The following is a 24,054-nucleotide window of genomic DNA, read 5'->3' as shown; positions in this document are numbered from 1 at the left end:
TCACGGAAAGGCCAATAGTGACAAGACGTTGTTTGTCTATGATGAACCTCGAGGCTGGATGCCGGCAGTCTTTGCGAACGGTGAAGTGCACGTCTTTCACACGCTTGAAACCTTTCACAGGTTCGCTGCACGTCATCGCAGGACAGTTAAACCGCTGTTGTTGCCGTCCACGAAACCACTTGCCGACCAGGTTATCGATCGCAGATTGGCGGTATCAGGCGCAATTCCTAATTGCATGGTGTTTCGGGGAGGTACAGATCTGGGGCACGGTGTCTTTTCGGTTGTCGACAGTGCCTGGAATACGGTGGTGACCAAGAGCTACTACTATCGGAAGGACGATTGCTATCGAAAACTCGACTTGAAGGAATCGAGTCATGAAGATGGTCCCATTGCAAGCAGCGATCTCGCGTTATACGGGCATATCGGATATGAATTCGAACACGAGCCATACCTGCTGCACCTGGTGTTCAGTAAAAGGGAGGGACTGCTGCCGTCCATCATGAATGACCAGGGAATGCTGGACGGAATGCGCACGGTTGCAGGCGCAAGCAATACGAGCGCCTCGCCGTTGCTGTTGGAACTGGCTCGCAGATTTGGCAGCGAAGGAACCTATACCTACGCGGGACAGCTGCCTGGGAAGGACGGAAGCCTGTATCACGATCTCCTTGGCGAGCCTTCGGAACTCAAGATGTTCCTGGCTGGAAAGTACTGGCCATTCGAATGGAAGAATGCATCTGAAGGCGTCGTTCATGTTTCTTTCAGCGATGGGAGCCCGTATGACGTGCGGTTGTGCCTGAACGACCGGAACTGGACGCCGGAGTGGGGAGGGCGGCCCACCCCGCCATGGCTCACCGAGTGCCTGAAAATCATGATGTCTCAAGGACGGATGGGAGTCAGGTTGGTTGGAGAGGCAGAGAAGCAATGGGCGAGGCGTCCATTGATGGATGCGCCGGAAGTGCTCCGGATCGTGTCGGTGTGCCTGAGCCGCCTTGAAAAAGAAAACAGAGCAGGCGGTTCTGACGAGAGTTGGATATCCGTCATGATACTCAGTACGCAGCTGCTTGCATTTTTTGGTCGCGAAGTCAAAACCGGACTCACGAATCTTGAATTCTCCCCGCAGGTTCTTGTTCAGTTGAGCAGGATTCTCGCTGGGGAAGACGTCACGGAACGTATCGACACCGCAGCGATGGACGACGCAGCGGATCCCACAAATTCAGTCACCGCACTTGAGGAAATCGACGGAGAGTTGAACGATATCGAGGCTCAGCAGGGCAATCTCTCTAAGTCGATTACCACGACCAAAGATGTCCTGAAGAAAGCGATTCATATTCTGACGGGGAAGCCAAGCCAGATCTTCAGCGATGTAAGTTTTGGAGATAAGCTGATACTGGCGAGCGAGGTGTTGTGGGACTACTTGCTCAAGTCGAACGATCAGACGCATAACTTGATTTGGGCAAAAAATTATCTCTCCTGGCTGACAAAGACACACAAGGAGCTGGAAACAAAGAAGAATGCCTTGGAGGATCGGCGCAAGCAACTTGGGTCGGAAGACGATTACAAGAGAACATGGCAAGCATACAGAGCGGGTCTCGAGAGGGGAAAATCCCTCGAAAAGAAATACTCGTTCCCGATCGATTGGGAGTCGCAACGTGACGACGTCAATCAACGCACACTCTGGGCTCAGTATTCCGGCGCGCTGGCCGAAGTCGCGCTCAGATCGCAATCAAGGAAACCGCGTGGCGAAAACAATGAATCAGCTGACGCCGAGGCGGACTCGGCAAGCTATTTCTTGTGGAAGCGATACTCGGAGATATCAAGATTCCAGCAACTGATTGGTGCCGTTGGCCAAAAGATAAAAGACAAAAAGATCCGGCCAAAAGGCCGCTATACGGATATAACGGATTGTGTCCAGTTCGCGTCGGACATCATCTACGAAGAAGATTCGAACGAAATTGAATTCTGCCACACGGATCTTGCGCTCTTGGCTGTATTGATCTACACGATCAGTACAACGTCGAAGAGTCTCGACAATATTCGAGAGCAGGATCACGAGGGCTTGCGCACTGCCTTCCTGGAACAAAGTCAGATGTTGCACCCTTATGCGGTGCTTCCCAGCAAACCTCAACCCTATGTGTCTCTTGCAGAAGTCAAGCCGTCATCGCTGATGGGTTCAGGTAACGAGCGTTACGAAAATTACAAGAAACAGTTTGATAGCTACCGGGAAGCAGGGCTCTCGTACGATGCTGGCGTGCTGGTCAGAAGCGGGTTGGAAAACGTACAACTTCGCTACGAAAACATGTATGACATCCAGACCATTGTGAATCTGGACATCGATTGGGTCGGTGCGAAGAGTCGGGCGCATTTCATCAAGCTGAGAGACAACTCATGTCTGTTCTATTTCATTTCAAAAAGCGTGACAACAGAAGGATTGCCCGAGCGTTGGAGCACCACGATTGAGAAGAGTGTCACCGAGTGGAAAACCGGCATGGAATGGCTGCCGGCAATGCCGATGTCGGCTAACGATGTACGAGACTATGGCGAGGCACTCAAGGCCATGCAGTCTTATCTTGGTGAAGCACTCTCCAATCTCACGGCCTATGGAAAAGAGCAAAGCGTATATTTTGGTGAAGTCAAGTATAAGGTAGACGACAAGGCGGAATCCGGCGGCCCTGAGTACCAGTTCACCACCACGCAAGAAAAGATCAGGGTGCCGGAGGGTACTGTCCTCGGCACTGAACTTGTGCCTTATCTGCTTCGGGAAACGGAGCGGGACTTGGACGTCATGACCGACCTGCTCTACACCTCAATGCTTGAACTCTCGCAGACAGACAAGTGGATCGGTTTCTTCGTATTGTTCTATAGCGAGGTCCGCAAAGCCAGTCTGGACAAGAGCTACAGGGTCGATCCGTTCGCGATTCTCGTGGACGTCACCTCCCTTCTTCTGACCGTTATTCCCAGCGCTCGGGCCACGGCTAAGATCGTCAAGGGAATCAGGCCAATGTCGATGTGGACGCTTGGCATACGCACTGGCTTGCACGGACGTCAGTTGATCAATCACGTGGCCGCCCAGATACCGAAAAAGGCGATGCTGAAAGTTGGCCGAGAGGTTGTCAGCATGCTTTATGAGCTGTTCTTCCCCTTCAGCGTTCCGTTCAATCCACTGACGCTCAATTTCAGGGGGCTGATTTCAAAGAACCGACTGCTTATCATGCCCCGGTCTCCATTCGAGATTTTTTCGGATATACACCTCGTCAAAGGCTTCCTGGAAAATGCCATTCTTCCCGCGAAGATTGCGGCGCTGGGGAAAGCGCCGGCGAAGCCAAAGGGAAGAGTTCAGCGAGTCGGGCCTGACATCTACCGAAGCGAGATCACCGTCACGGTCAACGAGAATCCATACGCGATCTACTACATCAAGGTCAAGGAAGACTATTACGAAATCGAATGGGACCCAAATTTCTTCCAGGCCTCCCTATCCAATCACTCCGCGCCGTTTGCACCATGGCTTCGCCGAAGGTTTGCCGACTGGGTCGAAACCACATCGCCCAGAGGCGGCGGGGGCTCGGTTTCGCCGATGTGGGCAGGCCCTGGCGTCGACCGGACATCGGATCAGGCAAAAAGCAGGGTGCAGGAACTGCGCCGTGCAAAGAGCGATGCACTCACGCTGCTGCGCTCGGCGCGGAATGTCGCGACGAGCGATGCGTCGGACATTCAAGTGAAGGTACAAAAGGTCTTTCAGATGTTCTGGCAGGACGCCGGTGAGGCGGCCATTCACAGCTTCGCGAGCAATGTGGCGAATATCATCGGATACCTGGCACAGGTCAGCGTTTCAAACGATGTAGCCTACTTGAACAATCAGGAAGGAGCGTGGCTGTCCGCCATGCCGGGCTCGGCTTTCGATCTTGCGCAGACGCGCGATGTGGCCGCTTCGATCAACGGGAACGACGTGGACGCTGATCACAATCAACAGGCTGGTGCCATAACAGGTCCGGGATTCGTCAGCGAAAACAGGATTACCGAGCCCACTCGATTCATTGCGCGGTCAGAGATCATACCGATGGCAATACGGGACGATAACTTTGATGTATCGGCCTATCAATACGACGTCACAGCGTATCTCGTGCGAGCGAACGAGCTCTGTCGGAACGTGATCCGGGAAGGATTCGTCGCGACGACGAGCAACAGAAGATCCCTTCGAAAGTGGGATGCACTGTTGGCGTCGGAGCCGCTGCGTCTGGCAACGCTTTCGGATGCAGACAGACAGTTGTTCATCGATCAACTGTCGCAGACATATGGAATCTTTTTGTTCGAGGGACAGCCGCGAAGCGCAAGACCTTCAGCGGCGTTCGTCGAAGCGGGTTCGCGGGGATGGAATGCGACGGGCGACGAGGTGGGCGTGGATATCTCCAGCCTGCTCAGAACAGATCGCACGCTGTCTCCCGGAGAGAGCGCGACGGCCGCAAGGGCGGCGGACCCCGATCTGTTTTGCTACCTCGTCATCGTGCTGAGCGACATCAAGGCGGATCCGGCGAGATTCGCCGATTTCACCACGCGGTTCTCACAGGCGGGGGTCAACGATCCCTTGCTATGGAAGTGGTTCCAATGAGACACCGCAAGCCGGATTGCCCGCCGAACCGCACGCTCAAGGCCGGGGCACCCCTTCTTCCACGAGCAATGCCACCGGCATCGCGCCCAATGCATCGCGTACGAGGAGTTGCGCGCCTTCGGCCTTCGGGGCATTCGGGCTCAGCCAGTCGAACAGCGCACGCGAGTGCAGCGCTTCCGGCAGCACGATAGCCGTATCGCCCCAGCGCTCCGCTGCAACCAGCGGCAGGTCCGCGTCTGCGTCGAGCAGAGGCGCTGCGAGCCGCGTCGCGACAACAACTGCAAACGCACTGCCCGCATGCCGCGCATAGGCAATCACATGTCCGGCTTGCTCACCCGTTACTTCGAGCGGAATGTACTCGCCTTGTGCAAACAGCGACTCGCAATGCTTGCGCAATGCCAGCGCGCGTCGCACGACCGCCAGCTTCACACGCCCGTCGCGCCAGTTGCCGATCTGCTCGGACGGCGCGCCTTTCTCCTCGATCTCCGCAAGCCACTTGCGCCGCAGATCGAAATCGACGGGCCGGCGATTGTCGGGATCCACGAGGCTGAAGTCCCATAGCTCCGTGCCCTGATACAGATCCGGCACGCCGGGCGCCGTCAGCCGCAAGAGCGTTTGCTGGAAGCTGTTCACCGCGCCCAGCGGCCCAAGCCGTGCGACGAACGCCGACAGTTCCTGCAGGAAGCCATTGCGCCTTTGCGGCGAGACGATATCGAACAGGAAGTCCTTGCACGCCTGTTCATAGGCTTCATCCGGCGCGAACCAGCTGGTGCGCAGCTTGGCTTCGCGCAATGCCTTCAATTGCCACTGTGCAACGCGCTCGGCCAGTTCGTGAACGCCTGCTTCATCGTCCGGCGCAAGCGTAAGCGGCCAGCAACCGACGAGCGTCTGATACAGCATCGCTTCCGCGGCGGGACCGGGGGCCCAATCATTGATGTCGCCGGTTTCGGCCAAACCTCCATTCGCGCCGCGCCGCAGCGGCGTGTTCAGCGTGGACCATTGCCGCAGCGTCGCCGCCCATTCATCCGGAATCTCGCTCAGCGCCGCAATGCGGGCGCGCACGTCCTCACCGCGTTTGTGATCGTGCGTGGCCGTGCACAGCATCGCGTGGGGGAACGCGGCGAATCGTTCCTTGTTGCCCGCATGAAAATCCGCGACCGACAACGCGAACTCGCCCGGGTCCGCGCCGACTTCGTTGCGCGAGATGAGCCGGCCATAGCGATAGCACGCCGTATCCTCGACCGCCTTCGCCGCCACGGGCGAGGTCAGTTGCGAGAACAAGGTCTGGGCGGCGCGGCGTTGTGAGCCGCTCGACGGCTGCTGTGCATTCTGTCCGGCCTGCGCCTGGCCTTGCGCTTGAGCATGATTCCGGTCGCGATCACGACTGCGCTCCGCCGCGCGGTCTCGTCCCCGTTCGACGCGCGCCTCCTGCGGCGCTTCGTCGGGCAGCTTGCCGCCGAGCCATTGCGCGACCTGATCGAGCACGACATGATCCGCGCGCGGAAGCGTCGCGCACGCGGCGTCCAGCGCTTGCGAAAAGAAGCGCTCGTCCTCGGCGCTGCGCACGCTGCCCAGCGGATAGATGCGATACACCGGGAAGTGCACGACCAGTTCCGCGACCACGCGGCGAATCGACGTAAAGGTGAAATCGCGCGTGTTCTGTGCATCGCGCGCAATACGGTGCAACGCGCGCGTCACGCGATCCAGTTCCGCTGCGAGGTTCTCGGCGAGAATCTTGCGACGCGCGCTGAGCGCTTCATCCGCGAAGTTCGCGCTCTTGCCCGTGAGCTCGGCCCACAGTGCGGCAAGCGGTTCGGCGCCGGCCGGATCGTGCAGCAGCGCGCCGACGTCGTTCATGAAGTCATAGCCGGTTGTGCCGTCCACCTGCCAGTCACGCCGCAACGGTTCGCCGCGTCCGAGAATCTTCTCGACCACGAAGTACGTATGGCCGTTGCCGTGTCTCAACGCTTCGGGCCGCGCCGCCGACAACTCTTCGAGCCGCGCGCGCAGACGTTGGCAGTATTCACGCGGTTCGGCGAGCCCGTCCACGTGATCGACGCGAACGCCGTCGATCAGCCCTTCGGTGAAGAGCCGGAAGATCAGCGCGTGCGAAGCCTCGAACACTTCGGGACGCTCGACGCGCACGCCGCCCAGCGTGCTTACATCGAAGAAGCGCCGCCAGTTCACTTCGTCGGCGGCAGTGCGCCACCACGCGAGCCGATAATGCTGGCGCTCCAGCAGGCGATGCAGACGGTCGCGGCCTGCCGGTGTATCGGACGAATGCGCGGCGAGGATCGCCTCGATCGCGGCCTGACCGCCTTCGGTCCCCGCGATCGTAATGAGCGCCGTACGCGCATCGGCGGCGCGCGGCTGGTCGGCGGGTTGCGTCGTGAGGCCGGCGAATCGCTGCGCCAGTTCAGGCGCTTCCTGGAACACGGCAGGATAGTCGACGGGACACACCGGAAACGCGTGCGAGTAATACGCGATCACGAAGCGCCCTTCATCCGCGCGATATTCGAGCTTGATCTTGCCGCCCTGCAACTCGTCGCCATAGGAGGCGCCGAGGAACGGCGCGAGCACCTTGCCGCGCAGCGCCGGGTCCGGCGAGTGCCAGTCCACATCGAAGAAGCGCGCGTGCGCCGCGTGCCGGCCCCATTCGAGAATGTCCTGCCACCACGCGTTCTCCGAGCCGCCCACGCCCATGTGATTCGGCACGATATCGACGATGAGGCCCATGTCATGCGCCCGGAGCTTCTCGACAAAACGGCGCAGCGCGTCTTCGCCGCCGAGTTCGGGATTGATCCGCGTGTAATCAACGACGTCATAGCCATGCGTGGAGCCGGCGGTGGCGGTCGTTATCGGCGAGACGTACGCATGGCTCACGCCGAGCGACGCGAAGTAGTCCACGAGCGCGGCGGCGTCGTCGAGAGTGAAGTCCTTGTGCAGCTGGAGCCTGAGCGTGGAGCGCGGAACGGTCATGGTGAGTCGGTCGGATTCGAAGTGGGTTCGTTCGGTTGGGCAGAACGCTTGCGCGCGGTGTCGGCGGCAAGCAGCCGGTCGGCGAAGGTGTCGTCCAGAAACAGTTCATCCACGGGCAGGGCCAGCCGCCGGCGCCAGTTCGGATGCTCGTCGATGGAGCCGGGCAGGTTGGGCTGTTCCACCAGCGCCAGCAGGTCTTCGAGCGGATAGGTGACGAGCGGTGCGGGCGTCGCGGCAACGAAGGCCAGCGCCTCGTCCACGGGCGGGTTGTCCACGTCGGGCGCTTCGACGTCGGCGGGCGCGATACCTGCCTCCTGAAACGCGCGCCACAGATGTTCGCGATCATCGCCACGTTCTTCCAGCGCTACTTCCACCGCATCGCGTCCGTCGGCGCGCGCCATCGTCTGGCCGATCTTCGAGCGCCACACGATGTCCTCGCCGCGCCACCATCCGGCGACGGTCGGCAGATCGTGCGTCGTGGTCGTCGCCGTGACGCCGCTGTCCCATTCGCGCGGCGGCTTGAAACCGGGGCCGTCCACTTCGCGCTCGAACCACAGCACGCGAATGCCCAGCAGGCCGTGTTCCTGGAGACGCTCGGTGAAACCGGGCGGCACCGTGCCGAGATCTTCGCCGACCACGATCGCGCGATGCCGCCAGGATTCCAGCGCGATCAGACGCAGCAGGTCTTCCAGCGGATAGCGCAGATACGCGCCGTCCTTGGCGCTTTCGCCTTCCGGCACGAGCCACAGGCGGCGCAAGCCGAGAATGTGATCGATACGGATGCCGCCGGCGCATTTGAACGCACAGCGCAGCATGTCAATGAACGCGGAGAAGCCTTGCGTGCGCATCGCGCGCGGCGAGAAGGTGGTCAGCCCCCACGACTGACCTGCCTGGTTGAACAGGTCGGGCGGCGCGCCCACGGAGACGCCGGTCAGCATTTCATCGCGATACGACCACGCATGACTGCCGGCGCTGTCGCAGCCCACGGCGAGATCGGCGACCAGTCCCACGGCCATGCCTGCATCGCGCGCGGCGTGCTGGGCATGCAGCAGTCCTTTCGCCGCGAGCCATTGGGTGAAGAGATAAAAGTCCACTTCCCGGCGATTGGCGCTGGCGAATTCGGCGACCGCCTCGCTGCGCGGATCGCGCAACGCTTCGGACCAGTTGCGCCAGTGGCCTTCGCCGTTCTCGGCGAGTTGCACGGCCTGCAAGGCCTCGAAACGCGCGTGATCTTCGAGCGGGCGTCCGCCATCCTCGACGAATGCGGCAAAGTCCTTCGCGAAGGCGGAATCGTGGTCCTGCGAGAAGGTGTCGAACAACGCGCGGAGAATCGCGAGGCGCGCCTGGCTGGCGCGTGGCCAGTCGATCAGCGTCAGTTCTTCCAGCGCGCGGAGTTCGTCGGCGAGACCGAGTCGTTCGACGACTGCGCGCACGGCGGGCGCGCCGAGCACCGCGGCGGGATCGACATGCGCGACGTTGAGGAACAGCCGCGACGACGGCGAATAGGGGCTGAACTTGTTCGGCTCGGCGCTGAACATCGCGTGCATCGGGCTGATGGCGACCGCATGGCCGCCGCGCCGCGCCGTCTGCGTGGCGAGCGAGGCGAGAGCGGTGAAATCGCCGATGCCGCCGTCGCCATTGCGGCGCAGTCCGTAGACCTGGGCCGCGACGCCCCACAGCGGCGGCGCGCTTCCAGCGTCATCGTCGAGCGCGCGCCAGGCGTCGTCGATCGTGTAGCAGCGCGCGGGCGCGACGGCCAGTGTCGTGCGATGGTCGTTGATGACGAGCGTGTGATATCCCGGCTCGGCGATGGGCGAGAGCAGTGCGGTCTCGCCCTTCGGCGACGTGAAGCGCCCGTCGATCACTTCGCCGCTTTCAAGCTCGATCCGATAACGTGCCCCCGACTTCGCCGCCGACACCGGCAGCGCGATGGCGCGGTCCACTTCGGCCGTGATGAGCGGCGGCAGCTTGCGGCCGCTGGTTTCGGCGTCGATGGCGGCCATGCTCTGCTTGATCTGCGCGGCATTCCCGCAGGGCAGGCCCAGCTTCTCCAGCAGGATGCGCAGCGTGGTTTCGGGAACGCGCCGCATTTGCTTGTGCGCGTCCTGCCATTCGACTTCGAAGCCGGCCCGTGCCGCGAGGGTTTCGATGCTGCTCGACGCACCGGCAGCGGTTTTGTCGGCGGCGCTCACAGTTTCTTTCCTTCGGCCGACGCCGGTTCGAAATGGCGCGCATCATGCGCGATCGCGTACTCGTTCACATCGCCGGTCAGCCACGCGAGGAAGGTGCGGCCGCCGAGTTCGCCGTCGCGGCTGCGATCCTGCGCACGCGCGGGCGTCTCGAAGATCACCTTTCCCTGCGGCGTCTCGCCGAGCGCGACGGGCGCTTCATCGAGGTTCAAAGCGACCGTGAGCGTTTCGCCGTCGCCGAGTTTCCAGCGCGCGACCAGCGCCTTTTCGCCGAGCACCGTCGCGCCCAGCGCCTTGGCACCCTTCAGGCGTGGCGTGATGAGCTTCGCGCGCACCGTCAGTGCCGACCGATAGAAGTGCAGCCAGGCGAGCCGGTCTTCCTCGTCCTGTTTGTGGGTCGAACTGGCGATGTTGCTGACCGCATGAGGCGACGACATCTCGAAGGTCTTGACGTCGTTCGGATCGGGAATCTGCGCGCGGCGCTTTTCATCGGTGAACGCGGAGAACTTCGCGAACTCCTTCCGACGCCCTTCGCGCACCGCGTCGGCGAGCTGGTCGTGATAGTCGGTGAAGAACAGGAACGGCTGCGTCGAGCCGTATTGCTCCTCCATGAACAGCAGCGGAATCTGCGGCGAAAGCAGCAACAGGCCCGTTGCCGCATGGAGCGCTTCGTCATCGGTCAGCGCGCGCAGGCGGTCGCCCATCGCACGATTGCCCACCTGATCGTGGTTCTGCAGGAACATCACGAAGCGGGTCGGCGGCAGGTGCGCGCTCTTCTCGCCGCGCGGCTTGCCGTCGTGGATCGGCGAGGGATCGCCCTGATACGCGAAGCCTTCGGTGAGAATCCGCGCTAGCTTCTCGATGGGATGGTCGGTATAGGCGCCGTAATAGCTCTCGCTCTCGCCCGTCAACAGCACGTGCAGCGTGTTGTGCGCGTCATCGTTCCATTGGGCTTCGAAGTGCGTTTCCAGCAGGTTCGCGGTGTTGTGTTCGTTTTCGAGCACGAGATGCACGTGCCGGCCGGCCTCCACCGAACTGCGGATGCGTTGCGACAACTCGCGCAGCCATTCGTCGTCGTTGATCGCATGCACCGCATCGAGGCGCAGGCCGTCGAAGCGATATTCGTTGAGCCAGTACAGGGCATTGTCGAAGAACAGGTCGCGCACCTGCGGCCGTTCGAAGTCGATGGCCGGTCCCCACGGCGTATGCACGCCCTCGCGGAAGAAGGTCTTCGCGTAGGCATCCAGATAATTGCCGTCCGGGCCGAAGTGGTTGTAGACCACGTCGAGAAACACCATCAGTCCCAGTCCGTGCGCGGTATCGACCAGTTGCTTCAGTTCGTCCGGACGGCCATACGACGAGTCGGGCGCATACGGCAGCACGCCGTCATAGCCCCAGTTGCGGCTGCCGGAGAAGTCGTTGAGCGGCATCAGTTCGATGGCCGTCACGCCCAGTTGCGCGAGTTCGGGAAGGCGCGCGGTGACGCCTGCATAGCCGCCCATCGCACCGACGTGCAGTTCATACAGCACCGTCTCTTCCCAGGGCCGGCCATGCCAGTTCGTGTGGGTCCAGCGGTACGCGCGCGGGTCGATCACTTCGCTCGGCCCGTGTACGTCCTGAGGCTGAAAGCGCGACGCGGGATCGGGGACGGCCAGATTCTCGTCGAGCCGGTAGCGATACAGCGTGCCCGCGCCGCCATCGGCTTCCGCTTCGAACCAGCCGTCGCCGGTGGGCTGCATGGCGATCTGCTCCGGCACGCCGCCGGCGCGCTCGATTTCGACTTGCACGGACTCGCGCGACGGCGCCCAGAAACGAAAGCGCGTGCGCGGATGTTCGCGCGCGGCGCCCGTCAGATGAGCGCCGAAAGGAAGGCAATACGCATGTTGATGCTTGTGCGGATCGATCGGACGTTCGGACATGGTGGCCTGCCTGGTTCTCGTGACTGCAATGCAGTTGTGTTTCGACGAAGTTCCGCGCTCCAGCACGGTCCGCTTGTCACTGGGACGGATCGGAGTCTGGCGCGCGTTGCGGGGACATCGTGCCGGGATCGGGCGGCAGCGCGGTCAGGAGACGCGGCCCCTGATGGGCGCCTGCCATCCATACCGCTTGCCAGTCCGCCTCGCCGGTAGGCTCGGCCAGCAGCACGACGATGCTGTGTGCGGCCACCTCCAGTTCACTGCCGACGAGCGGTTTTGTGATCGCGTCAGGTTCCGCGCTATCGAGGAGCACATTCCATTCCAAGTGCGGCGCGGGCGGGGTGAACGTGAGCGTTTGGGCCGATGCATTGAACATGATCAGCAGCACGTCGATCTCGCCGTCGACGCCCGGCCCGGCGCGCCGCAGCGTGAGGGCGCGTCCTTCGGGATCCTGCCACGCCTCGATGGCAAGCGCGTTGCCGCGTTCGTCGAACCAGCTGACGTCGTAGAGACCCGGGAGCACCTCGCGATCGCCGTAGAGAAAGCGCGTTTCGCGCAGGACCGGGTAGTTTTTTCGCAGTGCAATAACGCGCGCGACGAACTCCGTCATCACGACGCCTTCCGGGCGAGCCGCCGCATCCCAGTCGATCCAGGAGATCTCGTTGTCCTGGCAGTAGGCGTTGTTGTTGCCGCGCTGGGTGCGGCCGAATTCGTCGCCGCCGAGCATCATCGGCGTGCCGAGCGAGAGCATGGTCGTCGCGATCATCGAGCGCGCGAGACGGGCGCGGACATCGAGCAGGGCGGGGTCGTCGCTGGCGCCTTCCACGCCCCAGTTCGCGCTGCAGTTCTCGTTATGGCCGTCGTTGTTGCCTTCCTGGTTGGCTTCGTTGTGCTTGTGCGAGTAGGCGGTGACATCGGCGAGCGTAAAGCCGTCGTGCGACGCCACGAAATTGACCGATGCCCAAGGCTTGCGGAAGCGCCGGTTGAACAGTTCCGCCGAGCCCGTGAGCCGCGCGGCGAGATCCGGGCGCATGCCGGCGTCGCCGCGCCAGAAGCGCCGCACGCCGTCGCGATACTTGTCGTTCCACTCCGCGAAACCGGGCGGATGATTGCCGACCTGATAACCGTCCGGTCCGATGTCCCACGGCTCCGAGATCAGCTTGCGGGTGGAGAGGATCGGGTCCTGGCGGATGGCGTCGAAAAAACCCGAACCGGGATCGAAGCCATGACCTTCGCGGCCGAGGGTGACGCCGAGATCGAAACGAAAGCCGTCGATGTTGAACGCCGTGCTCCAATAGCGCAGCGAGTCCATGACCATTTGCAGCACGCGCGGGTGCGACAGGTTCACGGTGTTGCCGCAGCCGGTCTCGTTGATGTAATGGCGCTCATCGCCTGGAATCAGGCGGTAATAGCTGGCGTTGTCGAGGCCGCGCCATGACACGGTCGGGCCGAGTTCATTGCCTTCGCAGGTGTGGTTGTAGACCACGTCGAGGATCACTTCGATGCCTGCCGCGTGCAATTGGCGCACGGCGATGCGCATTTCGTTGAGCCGGTGCGTGGACAGATACGACGGCTCCGGCGCGAAGAACGCCGCGGTGTTGTAGCCCCAGTAATTCTTGAGACCGCGTTCGACGAGGAAGCGGTCGTTGAGGAACGCGTGCACGGGCAGGAATTCGACGGCCGTGATGCCGAGCTTCTGCAGATGTTCGATGAACCATGGCGAGGAGAGGGCCGCGAACGAACCGCGTTCGTGCTGGCGGATGTCGTCGCGGAGCATGGAGGTGCCGCGCACATGCGTTTCATAGACGATGGTTTCGCCCCAGGGCGTGTCGGGGCGCACGTCGCGCGACCAGTCGAAAGCGTCGTCGGTGACGATGCACTTGGGCATGGCGGGCGCGGAGTCGCGGCGGTCCATCGACATGTCGAGCCGGTTCGAATGGACGCGATAGCCGAACAGCGCGTCCGACCAGCGCCAGGGGCCGACGAGCTTCTTCGCGTAGGGATCGAGCAACAGCTTGTGGGGATTGAAGCGATGGCCCTGCTGCGGTTGATACGGGCCGTGGGCGCGGAAGCCGTAGACGGTGCCCGGGTGCGCGCCGGGAAGGTAGCCGTGCCAGACCTCGTCGGTGCATTCGGGCAGGTCGAAGCGCATGAGTTCCTTGCGGCCCGTGCTGTCGAAGAGGCACAGCTCGATGCGATGTGCGTTGGAGGAAAACACTGCGAAGTTCACGCCCAGTCCGTCCCAGTTGGCTCCCAGCGGGTAGGGCGCGCCGGGGAGCAACTTGTCGGGGAGTGCATTTGCCATGGGGCCTGTCCTTTTGGTTGTCGTGCGGCTTTACAACGTGGCGTAACGAGAGGCAAAAAACGCGCCACAGCGATTTTCGCCTGACCGAAGGAATTTGTCCGTTGGACGGGACACATTGAGTCATGCCGTTCCTGTGCCGGCTCGCGACGTCAACGGGACCCTTCGGGAACTGCTCATGCCGAGTCGTGCGTTTCATGAAACAGCGCGCGCAACGACGCTAAAACTCAGAACGCGGATCCGTACGTCGCCGCTTGTGCTGGAAAGTCTCAGGCCGTCGAAGGATCTTCGCTATGAACAGCAGTTTGGAGACTCCATCATGTCGACGGTCGCATTGGATGACCGCCCATCTTGTTTCAAGACGGGCGCAGGCGATGACCCGACGCTTCATCGTCATCCGGTCGGGCTTTTCGACGCTGCTTATTTGATGAAGGCCTGTCAACACGGAATGGGAGAAGTGAATGCTGATTCCGCAGCGCATTTCGCTCATAGCTTGAGTGCCGCTTTGATTCATGAGAGCGTACACGCAACGGATAAGTGCCGTTTCGAGGTCTATCAAGCAATGAATCGTGAGGGACGCACGGTACTTGGACGGGTCCTGTTAGCGGCGCACGAGATAAGAAGCAAGGGTTCCAGAAGAGTCAGCGCGGATTTGCCCAGGCAGACGCGGAATCTTTCATGTGCGTGGTAGAGGGGTTGTCGATGTTGAGTCGCGATTCCGGAGCCCTCGACCGCTTCTTAGCCGCCTACAACAGATATCTGTCCGATCCCTCTGAAAACTTGTTCTGGCAGCATTTCCAGAACGAAGACGCTAAGGACATGCCTGCATGATCGCATCGAGTTGTGCATTGACGAGATCGAGCGTGATCGTGTGCATGATGACCGAATTTGCATCGCGCATCTGGAGAATCTCTGGTGCAACTAGCGCGATCGAAGAAACGACGCTCCGCCTGCAAACAAAAATTACCGCTCCTCCGTGAGAAGCGCGTGCCGAATGAATGCGACAGGGCTACATTGGCAATCCCGAACACGTTGAAATGTCGACGCCGATACCAGTCCCGAAAAGGGGCCGACTCGTTCCCTGCGCCGTACTGACCCACATAGCCCGCTCCAAGCCATGCCCAATCATGTGAAAGCGCTTGCGCCCCGAAAGACCGTTTCCAGGCCACGGCAAAAAGCTTCCGGTGAACTCAAGCGATGGTCGCAGCATGCACAGGCGCTGCATGAGATCGACGAGGATGAAGATGCCGTGTCCTGGCGTCGTCCGGCGGAATATCAGCGCGACGACGGACAAGGGTCGCTGCCGCCGTCCGCTGCCGGAACGTTCGAACTCAAACCCTCCGCGACCTTCTTTGGCGTTCAGGAGTTGATCGAGGACGACGAGACGCGATATTTCATCACGATGAGCGGCAAACTCCACGAGGTGGAGTATGTGAGCGAAACCGAATGGTTCAGATTGTCCGATTCCAACGCTCAGGCGAGGCATCGCGCAACTGTGTTCTGGCGGGGATCCGGCTGGGCGTTGAGTCCCCGATGGCGCATCAAGGGTTGGCAATACGACTCGAAGCCTTTTGGCTTTCGGGACCCGGATGTTCCGGAAGCACGCGCTCGCGAGATGCGTTCGGATCTGCGCAAGGCGCGGGATGCCGCAGCGCGGTCGACAAGCCAGGCACTGGAGGCGCTCGACGCTCCGGCGCTGAGCGGGGCAAGCAAGCGCTTGCTGGACATATTCTTCGGTGGCAGTTCTGAAGCGCTAGTTCATGAACTCGGACGGCGAATACGTGTATCGCGGCGCGTCCTCGAGAGCATTCGTCCGTCGCTGGAGATCCGCTATCGTGCCGCCGAAGGGAGGGCATTCATGTCCACGGTCTATGGCGGCCGACCTCCCCGTTTCACGTCGGGCTCAGGAAGCAGCCTGCATTTGCATCGCAGCGAGGGTGACGCCGGGAGGGGGCCGTATTTGATGTATGCGTACGACGCCGGCATGCGGGATATGCAAGAGCAGGAAGGGACCCGCTATGCTGGTGCGATGCGCGAGACACTGCTGCACGAGAGCTTTCATGTCACCAATCCCATCGAGTTCGATATTTACGAAGACAGGGTCGATGGAAAGCCGGATGTTGCGCCACTGATCACGCACGCCGCGCATGAAGTCCTGACGAAAGGCGCGGAAAACGTGCACGAGTTGCTTTTGAAGAAGACCTTGCTCATGCATCGGACGAAGGATTCCATCCACGAACCCGTGCCCACCTTCCTGGCCGAAGACGATGGACTGGATGAAGCGAGGCTTGAACGAGTGTGGTCGAATGAATCGGAGCGCAAGGCCATGCTTGCCGACATACTGGACAACTTTGCGCCCTATATGTTCGATAACCCCGACTCCTTCATGCGCGTGGTGGACGGACTGGCGATGCTGAACAGGAACCCGGCCGCGCTCGATGACTTCTTCGCAGATTACGAGGCGTTCCTGCATGACGATCGGCTGGTTCTCGACTGGAGTCGAAGCTAGCGCCTGGCAGAGAGCCGCGTGCCAGTCATGAAGCGGCCGGCACGCGAAAGTATGGCTGCACCGGAGGACTCTCTCAATCCGCCCGCAAAACCAGTCGCGCACGCACTTCTGCACCCCGCCATGCAGTGCATCGTCGAGCAGATGCCGATGCGGCGATTCATCGTGATTGAACTCCGCAACCGCCCGAACTCGCCGCCCATGAACAAAAGCTTTTCCGCGGATACGTCCACATGAAGCCGAAGTAAGCCCGCCGATTGGCGAACTTCTGCCACCGGTCTCCTGGCATCTTGCCGATCAACGAGGCCTTCCCATGCACCACCTCATCGCAAGCAGCATTGGAGGCAATTGACGATCTGTCCTTGCGCGCCCCGCGAGATCGTCTTTTGGACATCTTTTTTGGAGACCACGGTGATCTGACTATTGCCAAACTGAAAAGCCGAATCCGCACCTCCAAGCTTGTCTTGGAGAGTCTGCGGCCGTCGAAGGATATTCGATATGCTGTGGGTGAGCCTGGCATGATCATGGGAACATGTTCCGTAGATGATGAACCCCCGCGCTACGTGACCGAGGAGAACGAAGAACTGCAACTTCATCCCAGTCCGTGGGAGAAGTATGACCTACCGTATCTGATGTTAGCCTTCGCTTCTGGAATCAAGTCGCTTGAAGCCCTGACGAAGTCTTCTTATCCAGAAGCGCTACGCAATACGTTGCTGCACGAGAGCTTCCATGTGACGAATCGCGATCCTTTCGACTTATATGCTCGTCATGACCGCGCAGGTTTGGTAGTAAGTTCAGTAGTCTTGCATGCAGCCCACGAAATCAAGAGTAAGGGAATTAAAGAAGTTCCTGAGTCTCTACTGAGGAAAACGTTTCTTCAGCACCAGACCATGACAGAGAATCGTACCCTTGAACGAAGCTTTCACCCCAGAGGCGGGCGCAGCGAACAGGCACGGATCGAATGCGCATGGCATGATTTTGGAACACGAGAAAAGGTGCTCCGCGACATTTTGGACAATTTTTCTCCTTACATGGCTGACAACCCTGATTCCTACAAGTTAGTGATAGACGGATTGTCCATGCTTGAAAAGAATCGCTCCTCGCTCAATCGTTTCTTCAAGGATTACGATCAATTCTTGACGGACGACTCGAACATCTTGGTCTGAAAATACTACTAGCAGGTCGTTCAAATACCTCGCCAAACAGTCATGCTGGATCAAAGGGTTGAACGTTGAATCTGAAGTCATTGACGCCAGCGAGATGGAACGGGTGCGTGGCAGCGAAGGATTGTCGAGTCAATGGACGAGCCGCCCACACCGAATGACAATTGGCTTGACAAAAACGCTGTATAGAAGCGCACCAATCCGCGACGGACGAACAAGCGCGCCTGTTTCGCAAAGGCAAGAGAACAGAAGCGATGCTCTGTTATATGGGTCATGTACTGACTGATAACCGACATGGACTGGTGCTCAACGCGCAGGTGACGCTGGCGACGGCGCCGCCGAGCGAGGCTGCACGGCGCAGATGCTTGCCGATGCTGCGAGAGTTGCACCAAGCGGCATCACGGTCGGTGCGGATAAGAACTACGACACTGCCGGCTTCGATCCAGTTGTTGCGCGAATTGCGTCAGGCCGCATATGACTCAAAACGAAGGACGTTCAGGAGGCTTAGCGGTCGATGAGCGAACTACATGTTGATGTAAACTCACGAGCAGCATCGAACGCTCACAAGAGCTCTTGCGCGTATCAGAAGCATGAGTTCAGCATGCGTCGCCACGCGTCTTGGCACGCCAACGACGAATACTTCAACCGGCTGCCAGATTGAGTGGGCTTGAATCCAGTCTCGCCAGGATCGTGCTTCCGCAAGGCCAATCGAAGGGCACATTACCCGTGGACCGCCGCTGAACTCTCAGCGGCGGTCCACGGCGCTCAGTCCGCCCGCAACACCACCGTCGCCAACGGCGGCAACGTCAACGCGGCTGACTGCCCCTTCCCATGACTCGGATAGTCATCCGTATGAATGACACCGCCATTGCCCATGTTCGATCCGCCGTACACGGAGGCGTCAGAATTGAACACTTCACTCCAGCGCCCGGCCCGTGGCATGCCGATCCGATAAGCCAGCCTCGGCACCGGCGTCATGTTGCAAACAACAACCAGATCACGCCCTTCGGCGTCCGTCCGCCGATACGCATACACGCTATTCCCGTTGTCATCCCCGACGATCCATTCAAACCCGCGCGGATCGCTATCCAGCTTGTGCAACGCCGGCTCACCGGTATAAAGAAAATTCAGATCACGCACGCACTTCTGCAACCCACCATGCAGCGCATCGTCGAGCAGATGCCAATGCGGCGATTCATCGTGATTGAACTCCGCAACCTGCCCGAACTCGCCGCCCATGAACAAGAGCTTCTTCCCCGGATGCGTCCACATGAAACCGAAGTAAGCCCGCAGATTGGCGAACTTCTGCCAACCGTCCCCCGGCATCTTGCCGATCAACGAGCCCTTCCCGTGCACTACCTCATCGTGCGACAAGGGCAGCACAAAGCGCTCGGAATAGGCATACACCATCCCGAACGTATAGAGATGATGGTGATACTGGCGATAGACCGGGTCTTCCTCCATGTAATGCAACGTGTCGTGCATCCACCCCATGTTCCACTTGAAGTCGAAACCCAGTCCGCCGCTTTCCACGCTTGCCGTCACGCCAGGCCATGCCGTCGATTCCTCCGCCACCGTGATCGCGCCCGGAATCTGCCGCACTTCATGATTGAGGCGCTTGAGAAACGCAATGGATTCGAGATTCTCGCGCCCGCCATAAATGTTAGGCACCCATTCGCCGGCCTTGCGCGAATAGTCGCGATACAGCATCGACGCCACCGCGTCCACACGCAGTCCATCGACGTGATAACGCTTAAGCCACGCCAGACCCGATGCAATCAGGAACGCGCTCACCTCGTTGCGTCCGAGGTTGTAGATCATCGTGTTCCAGTCCTGGTGATAGCCCTCGCGCGGATCCGCATGCTCATAGAGCGGCGTGCCGTCGAACTGCACCAGTCCATGCGCATCGTTCGGGAAGTGCGCGGGCACCCAGTCGATGATGACGCCCAGTCCCGCCTCGTGCGCCCGGTTCACGAACTCGGCAAACTGCTCCGGGGTGCCGAAGCGCGCGGAAGGCGCGAACTGCCCGAGCGGCTGATAACCCCATGAACCGCCAAAAGGATGCTCGGCGATCGGCATGAATTCGAGGTGCGTGAAGCCCATGCCCTTCGCGTAAGGAATCAGGCGCTCCGCCAGCTCATGCCAGTTCATGCCGCGATTGGCTTCCTCGGGCACGCGCAGCCACGACTCGGCATGCGCCTCGTAAATGGCAATCGGCGACTGCGCCGTCTGCTTGCCGCCGCGTGAGGCCATCCAGTCGGAGTCGGTCCACGCGTAATGATCGATGGCATCCGCATCCGCGACCACCGAGGCCGTCGACGGCGGCTTCTCGCTCTGCATGGCGCACGGGTCGGCCTTGAGCGGCAGCGTGTGGCCATCGCGCGTGACGATCTCGTACTTGTAGCGCGTGCCCGCACCGATGCCCGGAATGAACAGCTCCCACACGCCCGAGCCGTGACGCAGGCGCATCGGATGACGTCGGCCATCCCACGTGTTGAAGTCGCCGACCACCGAAACACGGCGTGCATTCGGCGCCCACACGGCGAAGCGCGCACCCGCCACATTGCCATGCGTGACCGGCCGTGAACCGAGGCATTCGAGCACCGCGTAGGGATCGGCATGCGAGAGACGCGTCAGCGACTCATCGGAGAGCACGGGACCGAACGAATACGTGTCGTGTGTTTCCTGCGGCGTGCCGTGCCAGTCGATCTTCAACCGATAAGCCGCAGGCCTCTCGACGAAGCCCGCATAGAGCCCGGCGTCGTGAATCCGCGTCAGCGCGCCGAGATGCTCGCCGCTCGCCGCATCGATGACGTTCGCACCGGATGCGCCCGGCAAGTAGGCGCGCACGACGTGGCCGACATCCGTCTGATGCATGCCGAGCATCGAGAACGGGTCGGGATGGCGCGCGTCGACGAGCGCATCGATATCGAGCGGATTGAGGCCGTGAGCCGGATTTCTGGTATCCGCCGGATCGCTACGATTGTTCATGGTGGGTTCCATCCGGATTGTCCTTGGTTGCTCCGTACACGGGTCGCGTGCCGGGTGCGGGCGGCTCGCCCGTGTCGCCCAGCAGGCGGCTCGCGAGCGACGCGAGACCCCGCAACGGAAGGCCGATCCAGGTCGGCCGGTTCGCTGCTTCGTAGCGGATTTCGTAAGCGGCCTTCTCGATCAGGAAAAGATCGAGCAAGGGCTCGAACACATCTTCAGCCGCAATCTGTTCAGGCGATGCAGCGATGGCTGCCATGTACTCGCGCAAGAAGCTTTCCTCGGCAATCGTCCGCAGCCGTTCGAACAGCGCGCGCTTGCGGTCGGCGGTCAGCGCGGGCGCCACTTCGGTAGTGGACTGCGCCGCGGCGCTCGCATACGACAGCGAACGCAGCAGCCCCGCGACATCGCGCAGCGGGCTCGTCTTCCTGCGGCGCTCGTCCAGCGCGCGCGCCGGTTCGCCCTCGAAGTCGATCAGATACGCATCGCCCTGCGCCATCAGCACCTGACCCAGATGGAAGTCGCCATGGATGCGGATGCACAGGGCATCAGCGGACGGCGCAACCAGCTTCTTCACGGCATCGACCAGCATGTCGCGCCGGTCCAGCAGGCTCTGTGCGAGGAACTTGTCGTGTTCATTGAACTCGCCGATCTTCTGCGCCACGATATCCAGCGCCGATTCGAGGAGCTTCAGCGTGCCGTCCATCCAGTTCTTCACGTCTTGCTTGCTCGCGCGCTGCGGCGCGAACGCGGCGTCATCCGTGGGGCTCGCGAGCGCGACGTGCAATTCGCCCAGCCGCTTGCCGATCACGCCCGCAATGTTCGCGTAGCCCGTGAAGCCCTCGGCCTGTGCATCGCGTTCCTGCGTGTTCTCGTCGGCTTCGACCACCACCGCCAGTTCATCGACCGTGCGGCGCAGGTAATCGAGCGCGTAGTTCCACGCATCGCCCTGGTTGTCGATGAAGCCCTGCAGGATCACGAGCGTATGCGGTACGCCCTCCGGATCGACGCGCACCACTTCGCCATACAGCGGACCGGTGTTCGCGTAGCCGAGGCTCGTCAGATAGCGGCTCATCTCCGCTTCCGGATGAATGCCGCCGACCACGCGCCGCACGAGCTTGAGCACGACGGTATCGGCAATCACGAGCGAGCTGTTGCTCTGCTCGGCCGCAAGCCAGCGGATTTCCGGCGGCTGGGCCGGATTGAAGTCGAGCTGGTCGAGGCGTTCCGTCGGCAGGAAGCGGATTTCGCTCTTCTGTACGGTCGGCACGGCCGCGCGCTCCTTGAGCTTGCGCAGCACGCCATAAGCGAATTGCGGCACCGCGAACGCATCGGTCAGATGCCCGATGTTGCGGTTGCGGCGCACACGCGCCAGCGCCAGCTGCATGTACAGCGGCGAGGTGGTCTCCGTGCCCCATGCAATCGACAGCGGCAGCACGTAGCGCTCGCAGTGATCGCCGACATCGGCTTCGATTTCGGTGAACGCGAAGCCCGCGTTCTCGATCGTCGTCAGCGCGGCGAGGCGCACCGCATGCAGCTTCTGATCCTTCGATGCAAACCAGCGGCGCTTGCTCAGGTAGTTCGGCAGCACTTCGGACTCGAGCAGGCGCACGTTCTCGGGAGTCGGTCCGGTCTGGCCGGCGCGGATCACCATCGTGACGAATTCCGGCAACTGTTCGGACGGCGCCTGCGCCCACGCGGGCCGCATGTTGCCCGGGCACAGCTGGAACCACAGGAAGCCATACGGCGGGAACGTCAGCAGATAGGTCAGCTGGCCGATCGGCGGGAACGGCGAATCGGCGGTCATTTCCAGCGGCACCGAGCCGGCGAACTCCGACAGGTCCAGCTCCACCGCCTGCGGCGCACGCGAGAGGTTCGCCACGCACAGGATGGGCGGCTCGCCTTCGAGTTCGCGCACATAAGCGAGGATCTTGCGGTTCGCCGGCCGCAGGAAGCGGATCGTGCCGCGCCCGAACGCATGCTTCGAACGGCGCACCGCGAGCATCTTGCGCGTCCAGTTCAGGAGCGAATGCGGATCGCGGCTTTGCGATTCCACATTGACCGCGTCATAGCCGTACAGCGAGCCCATCACGGGCGGCAGCACCAGCTGCTCGGGATCGGCGCGCGAGAAGCCGCCATTGCGGTCCGACGACCACTGCATCGGCGTGCGCACGCCGTCGCGGTCGCCGAGGTGGATGTTGTCGCCCATGCCGAGCTCGTCGCCGTAGTAGATGACCGGCGTGCCCGGCATCGAGAGCAGCAGCGAGTTGATCAGTTCGATACGCCGACGGTCGCGTTCCATCAGCGGCGCGAGCCGCCGGCGAATGCCGAGGTTCAGGCGCGCGCGGCGGTCGCTCGCATAGGTGTTCCACAGGTAATCGCGCTCGGAGTCCGTGACCATTTCGAGCGTGAGTTCATCGTGATTGCGCAGGAAGATCGCCCATTGATTGGTTTCGGCGAGGTCCGGCGTCTGCCGCATGATGTCGGTGATCGGAAAGCGGTCTTCGCTCGCAATCGACATGTAGATGCGCGGCATCAGCGGAAAGTGGAACGCCATGTGGCATTCGTCTTCGTCGCCGAAATATTCCTTCACGTCCTCCGGCCACTGGTTTGCTTCCGCGAGCAGCATGCGGTTCGGATACTCGGCGTCGATGGTCGCGCGGATCTTCTTCAGGATGTCGTGCGTTTCCGGCAGATTCTCGTTGTTCGTGCCTTCGCGCTCGACCAGATACGGCACCGCGTCCAGCCGCAGACCGTCGATACCCATGTCCAGCCAGAAGCGCATCACCGACAGCACTTCCTTCAGGACCGCCGGGTTATCGAAGTTGAGGTCCGGCTGGTGCGCATAGAAGCGGTGCCAGTAGTACTGGCCCGCGACCGGATCATGCGTCCAGTTGGACGGCTCCGAATCGATGAAGATGATGCGCGTCTCTTCGTATTTCTTGTCCGTGTCGGACCATACGTAGTAATTGCGGTGCGCCGAGCCGGGCTTCGCATGGCGCGCGCGCTGGAACCACGGATGCTGGTCCGACGTGTGATTGATGACCAGTTCGGTAATCACGCGAATGCCGCGTGCGTGCGCTTCCTGGATGAAGCGCTTGACGTCTGCGATCGTGCCGTAGTCGGGATGCACGTTGCGGTAGTCGGCGATGTCGTAGCCATCGTCGCGACGCGGCGACGGATAGAACGGCAGCAGCCAGATCGCATCGACGCCCAGCTCCGCGATGTAGTCCAGCTTCGCGAGCAGGCCGGGAAAATCGCCGATGCCGTCGTTGTTCGCATCGAAGAATGACTTGATGTGAACCTGGTAGATGATCGCGTCCTTGTACCAGAGCGGATCGTCGCTGAGAATCGACGCCTTCTTGTTGCGCTTCACCCTTGTATCCACGGTTTCGCTCCAATGTCCTG

The 24,054-nt window shown here is 61.2% G+C and carries 10 protein-coding genes and 2 pseudogenes; 5 read left to right on the top strand and 7 right to left on the bottom strand.

Annotated elements, in window-relative coordinates; all coding sequences use genetic code 11:
- Positions 1–58 precede the first annotated feature (58 nt).
- The gene (locus QCE64_RS33705) at positions 59–4,603 is read left to right on the top strand and encodes a hypothetical protein (protein ID WP_310008471.1); all 4,545 of its coding nucleotides are present in this window, start codon (positions 59–61) and stop codon (positions 4,601–4,603) included.
- 36 nt (positions 4,604–4,639) lie between these two features.
- Here the strand turns inward: QCE64_RS33705 and treY are convergent, their stop codons facing one another.
- The 4 genes from treY to glgX form a co-directional block, all read right to left on the bottom strand.
- Positions 4,640–7,582, bottom strand: a complete 2,943-nt coding sequence (gene treY / locus QCE64_RS33700; protein ID WP_310008469.1) for a malto-oligosyltrehalose synthase — start codon at positions 7,580–7,582, stop codon at positions 4,640–4,642.
- Positions 7,579–9,774, bottom strand: a complete 2,196-nt coding sequence (malQ, locus tag QCE64_RS33695; RefSeq protein ID WP_310008466.1) for a 4-alpha-glucanotransferase — start codon at positions 9,772–9,774, stop codon at positions 7,579–7,581. Before malQ ends, treY begins: the two co-directional genes overlap by 4 nt.
- Positions 9,771–11,690, bottom strand: coding sequence for a malto-oligosyltrehalose trehalohydrolase (gene treZ / locus QCE64_RS33690; RefSeq protein WP_310008464.1), 1,920 nt, complete (start codon positions 11,688–11,690; stop codon positions 9,771–9,773). The genes malQ and treZ overlap by 4 nt, the downstream gene beginning before the upstream one ends.
- A 76-nt stretch (positions 11,691–11,766) precedes the next feature.
- A complete protein-coding gene (gene glgX / locus QCE64_RS33685) occupies positions 11,767–13,992 on the bottom strand; it encodes a glycogen debranching protein GlgX (RefSeq protein ID WP_309927207.1) in 2,226 nt (741 codons plus the stop codon).
- Between the two features lie 175 nt (positions 13,993–14,167).
- On the opposite strand from glgX, the gene QCE64_RS33680 reads away from it, so the two are divergent.
- Together QCE64_RS33680 and QCE64_RS33675 are read left to right on the top strand one after the other, a co-directional pair.
- Complete coding sequence (locus QCE64_RS33680) at positions 14,168–14,680, top strand: hypothetical protein (RefSeq protein WP_310008462.1); 513 nt, start codon at positions 14,168–14,170, stop codon at positions 14,678–14,680.
- Positions 14,681–15,106: 426 nt separating this feature from the next.
- Positions 15,107–16,498: a hypothetical protein gene (locus tag QCE64_RS33675; RefSeq protein ID WP_309927204.1), complete on the top strand. Its 1,392-nt coding sequence runs from the start codon at positions 15,107–15,109 to the stop codon at positions 16,496–16,498.
- 93 nt (positions 16,499–16,591) lie between these two features.
- Here the strand turns inward: QCE64_RS33675 and QCE64_RS33670 are convergent.
- Positions 16,592–16,823, bottom strand: a pseudogene (locus tag QCE64_RS33670) (1,4-alpha-glucan branching enzyme); the annotation flags it as partial.
- On the opposite strand from QCE64_RS33670, the gene QCE64_RS33665 reads away from it, so the two are divergent.
- Positions 16,786–17,661, top strand: a complete 876-nt coding sequence (locus tag QCE64_RS33665) for a hypothetical protein (protein ID WP_310008655.1) — start codon at positions 16,786–16,788, stop codon at positions 17,659–17,661. The pseudogene QCE64_RS33670 and the gene QCE64_RS33665 sit on opposite strands and share 38 nt — an antisense overlap.
- A gap of 191 nt (positions 17,662–17,852) precedes the next feature.
- Positions 17,853–18,186: pseudogene (locus tag QCE64_RS33660) on the top strand (IS5/IS1182 family transposase); the annotation flags it as partial.
- 237 nt (positions 18,187–18,423) lie between these two features.
- On the opposite strand, the gene glgB reads toward QCE64_RS33660, so the two are convergent.
- Both glgB and treS read right to left on the bottom strand, forming a co-directional pair.
- Positions 18,424–20,649 (bottom strand): 1,4-alpha-glucan branching protein GlgB, encoded by a 2,226-nt coding sequence (glgB, locus tag QCE64_RS33655; RefSeq protein WP_310008460.1) that lies wholly within the window; start codon positions 20,647–20,649, stop codon positions 18,424–18,426.
- Positions 20,636–24,034 (bottom strand): maltose alpha-D-glucosyltransferase, encoded by a 3,399-nt coding sequence (gene treS, locus QCE64_RS33650; protein WP_404987756.1) that lies wholly within the window; start codon positions 24,032–24,034, stop codon positions 20,636–20,638. The genes glgB and treS overlap by 14 nt, the downstream gene beginning before the upstream one ends.
- Positions 24,035–24,054: the final 20 nt, after the last annotated feature.

It is taken from the genome of Caballeronia sp. LZ043 (assembly GCF_031451075.1).
Lineage (GTDB): Bacteria > Pseudomonadota > Gammaproteobacteria > Burkholderiales > Burkholderiaceae > Caballeronia.
The sequence above is the reverse complement of the archived record's forward strand: the minus strand, read 5'-3'. Positions and strand labels throughout refer to the sequence as shown.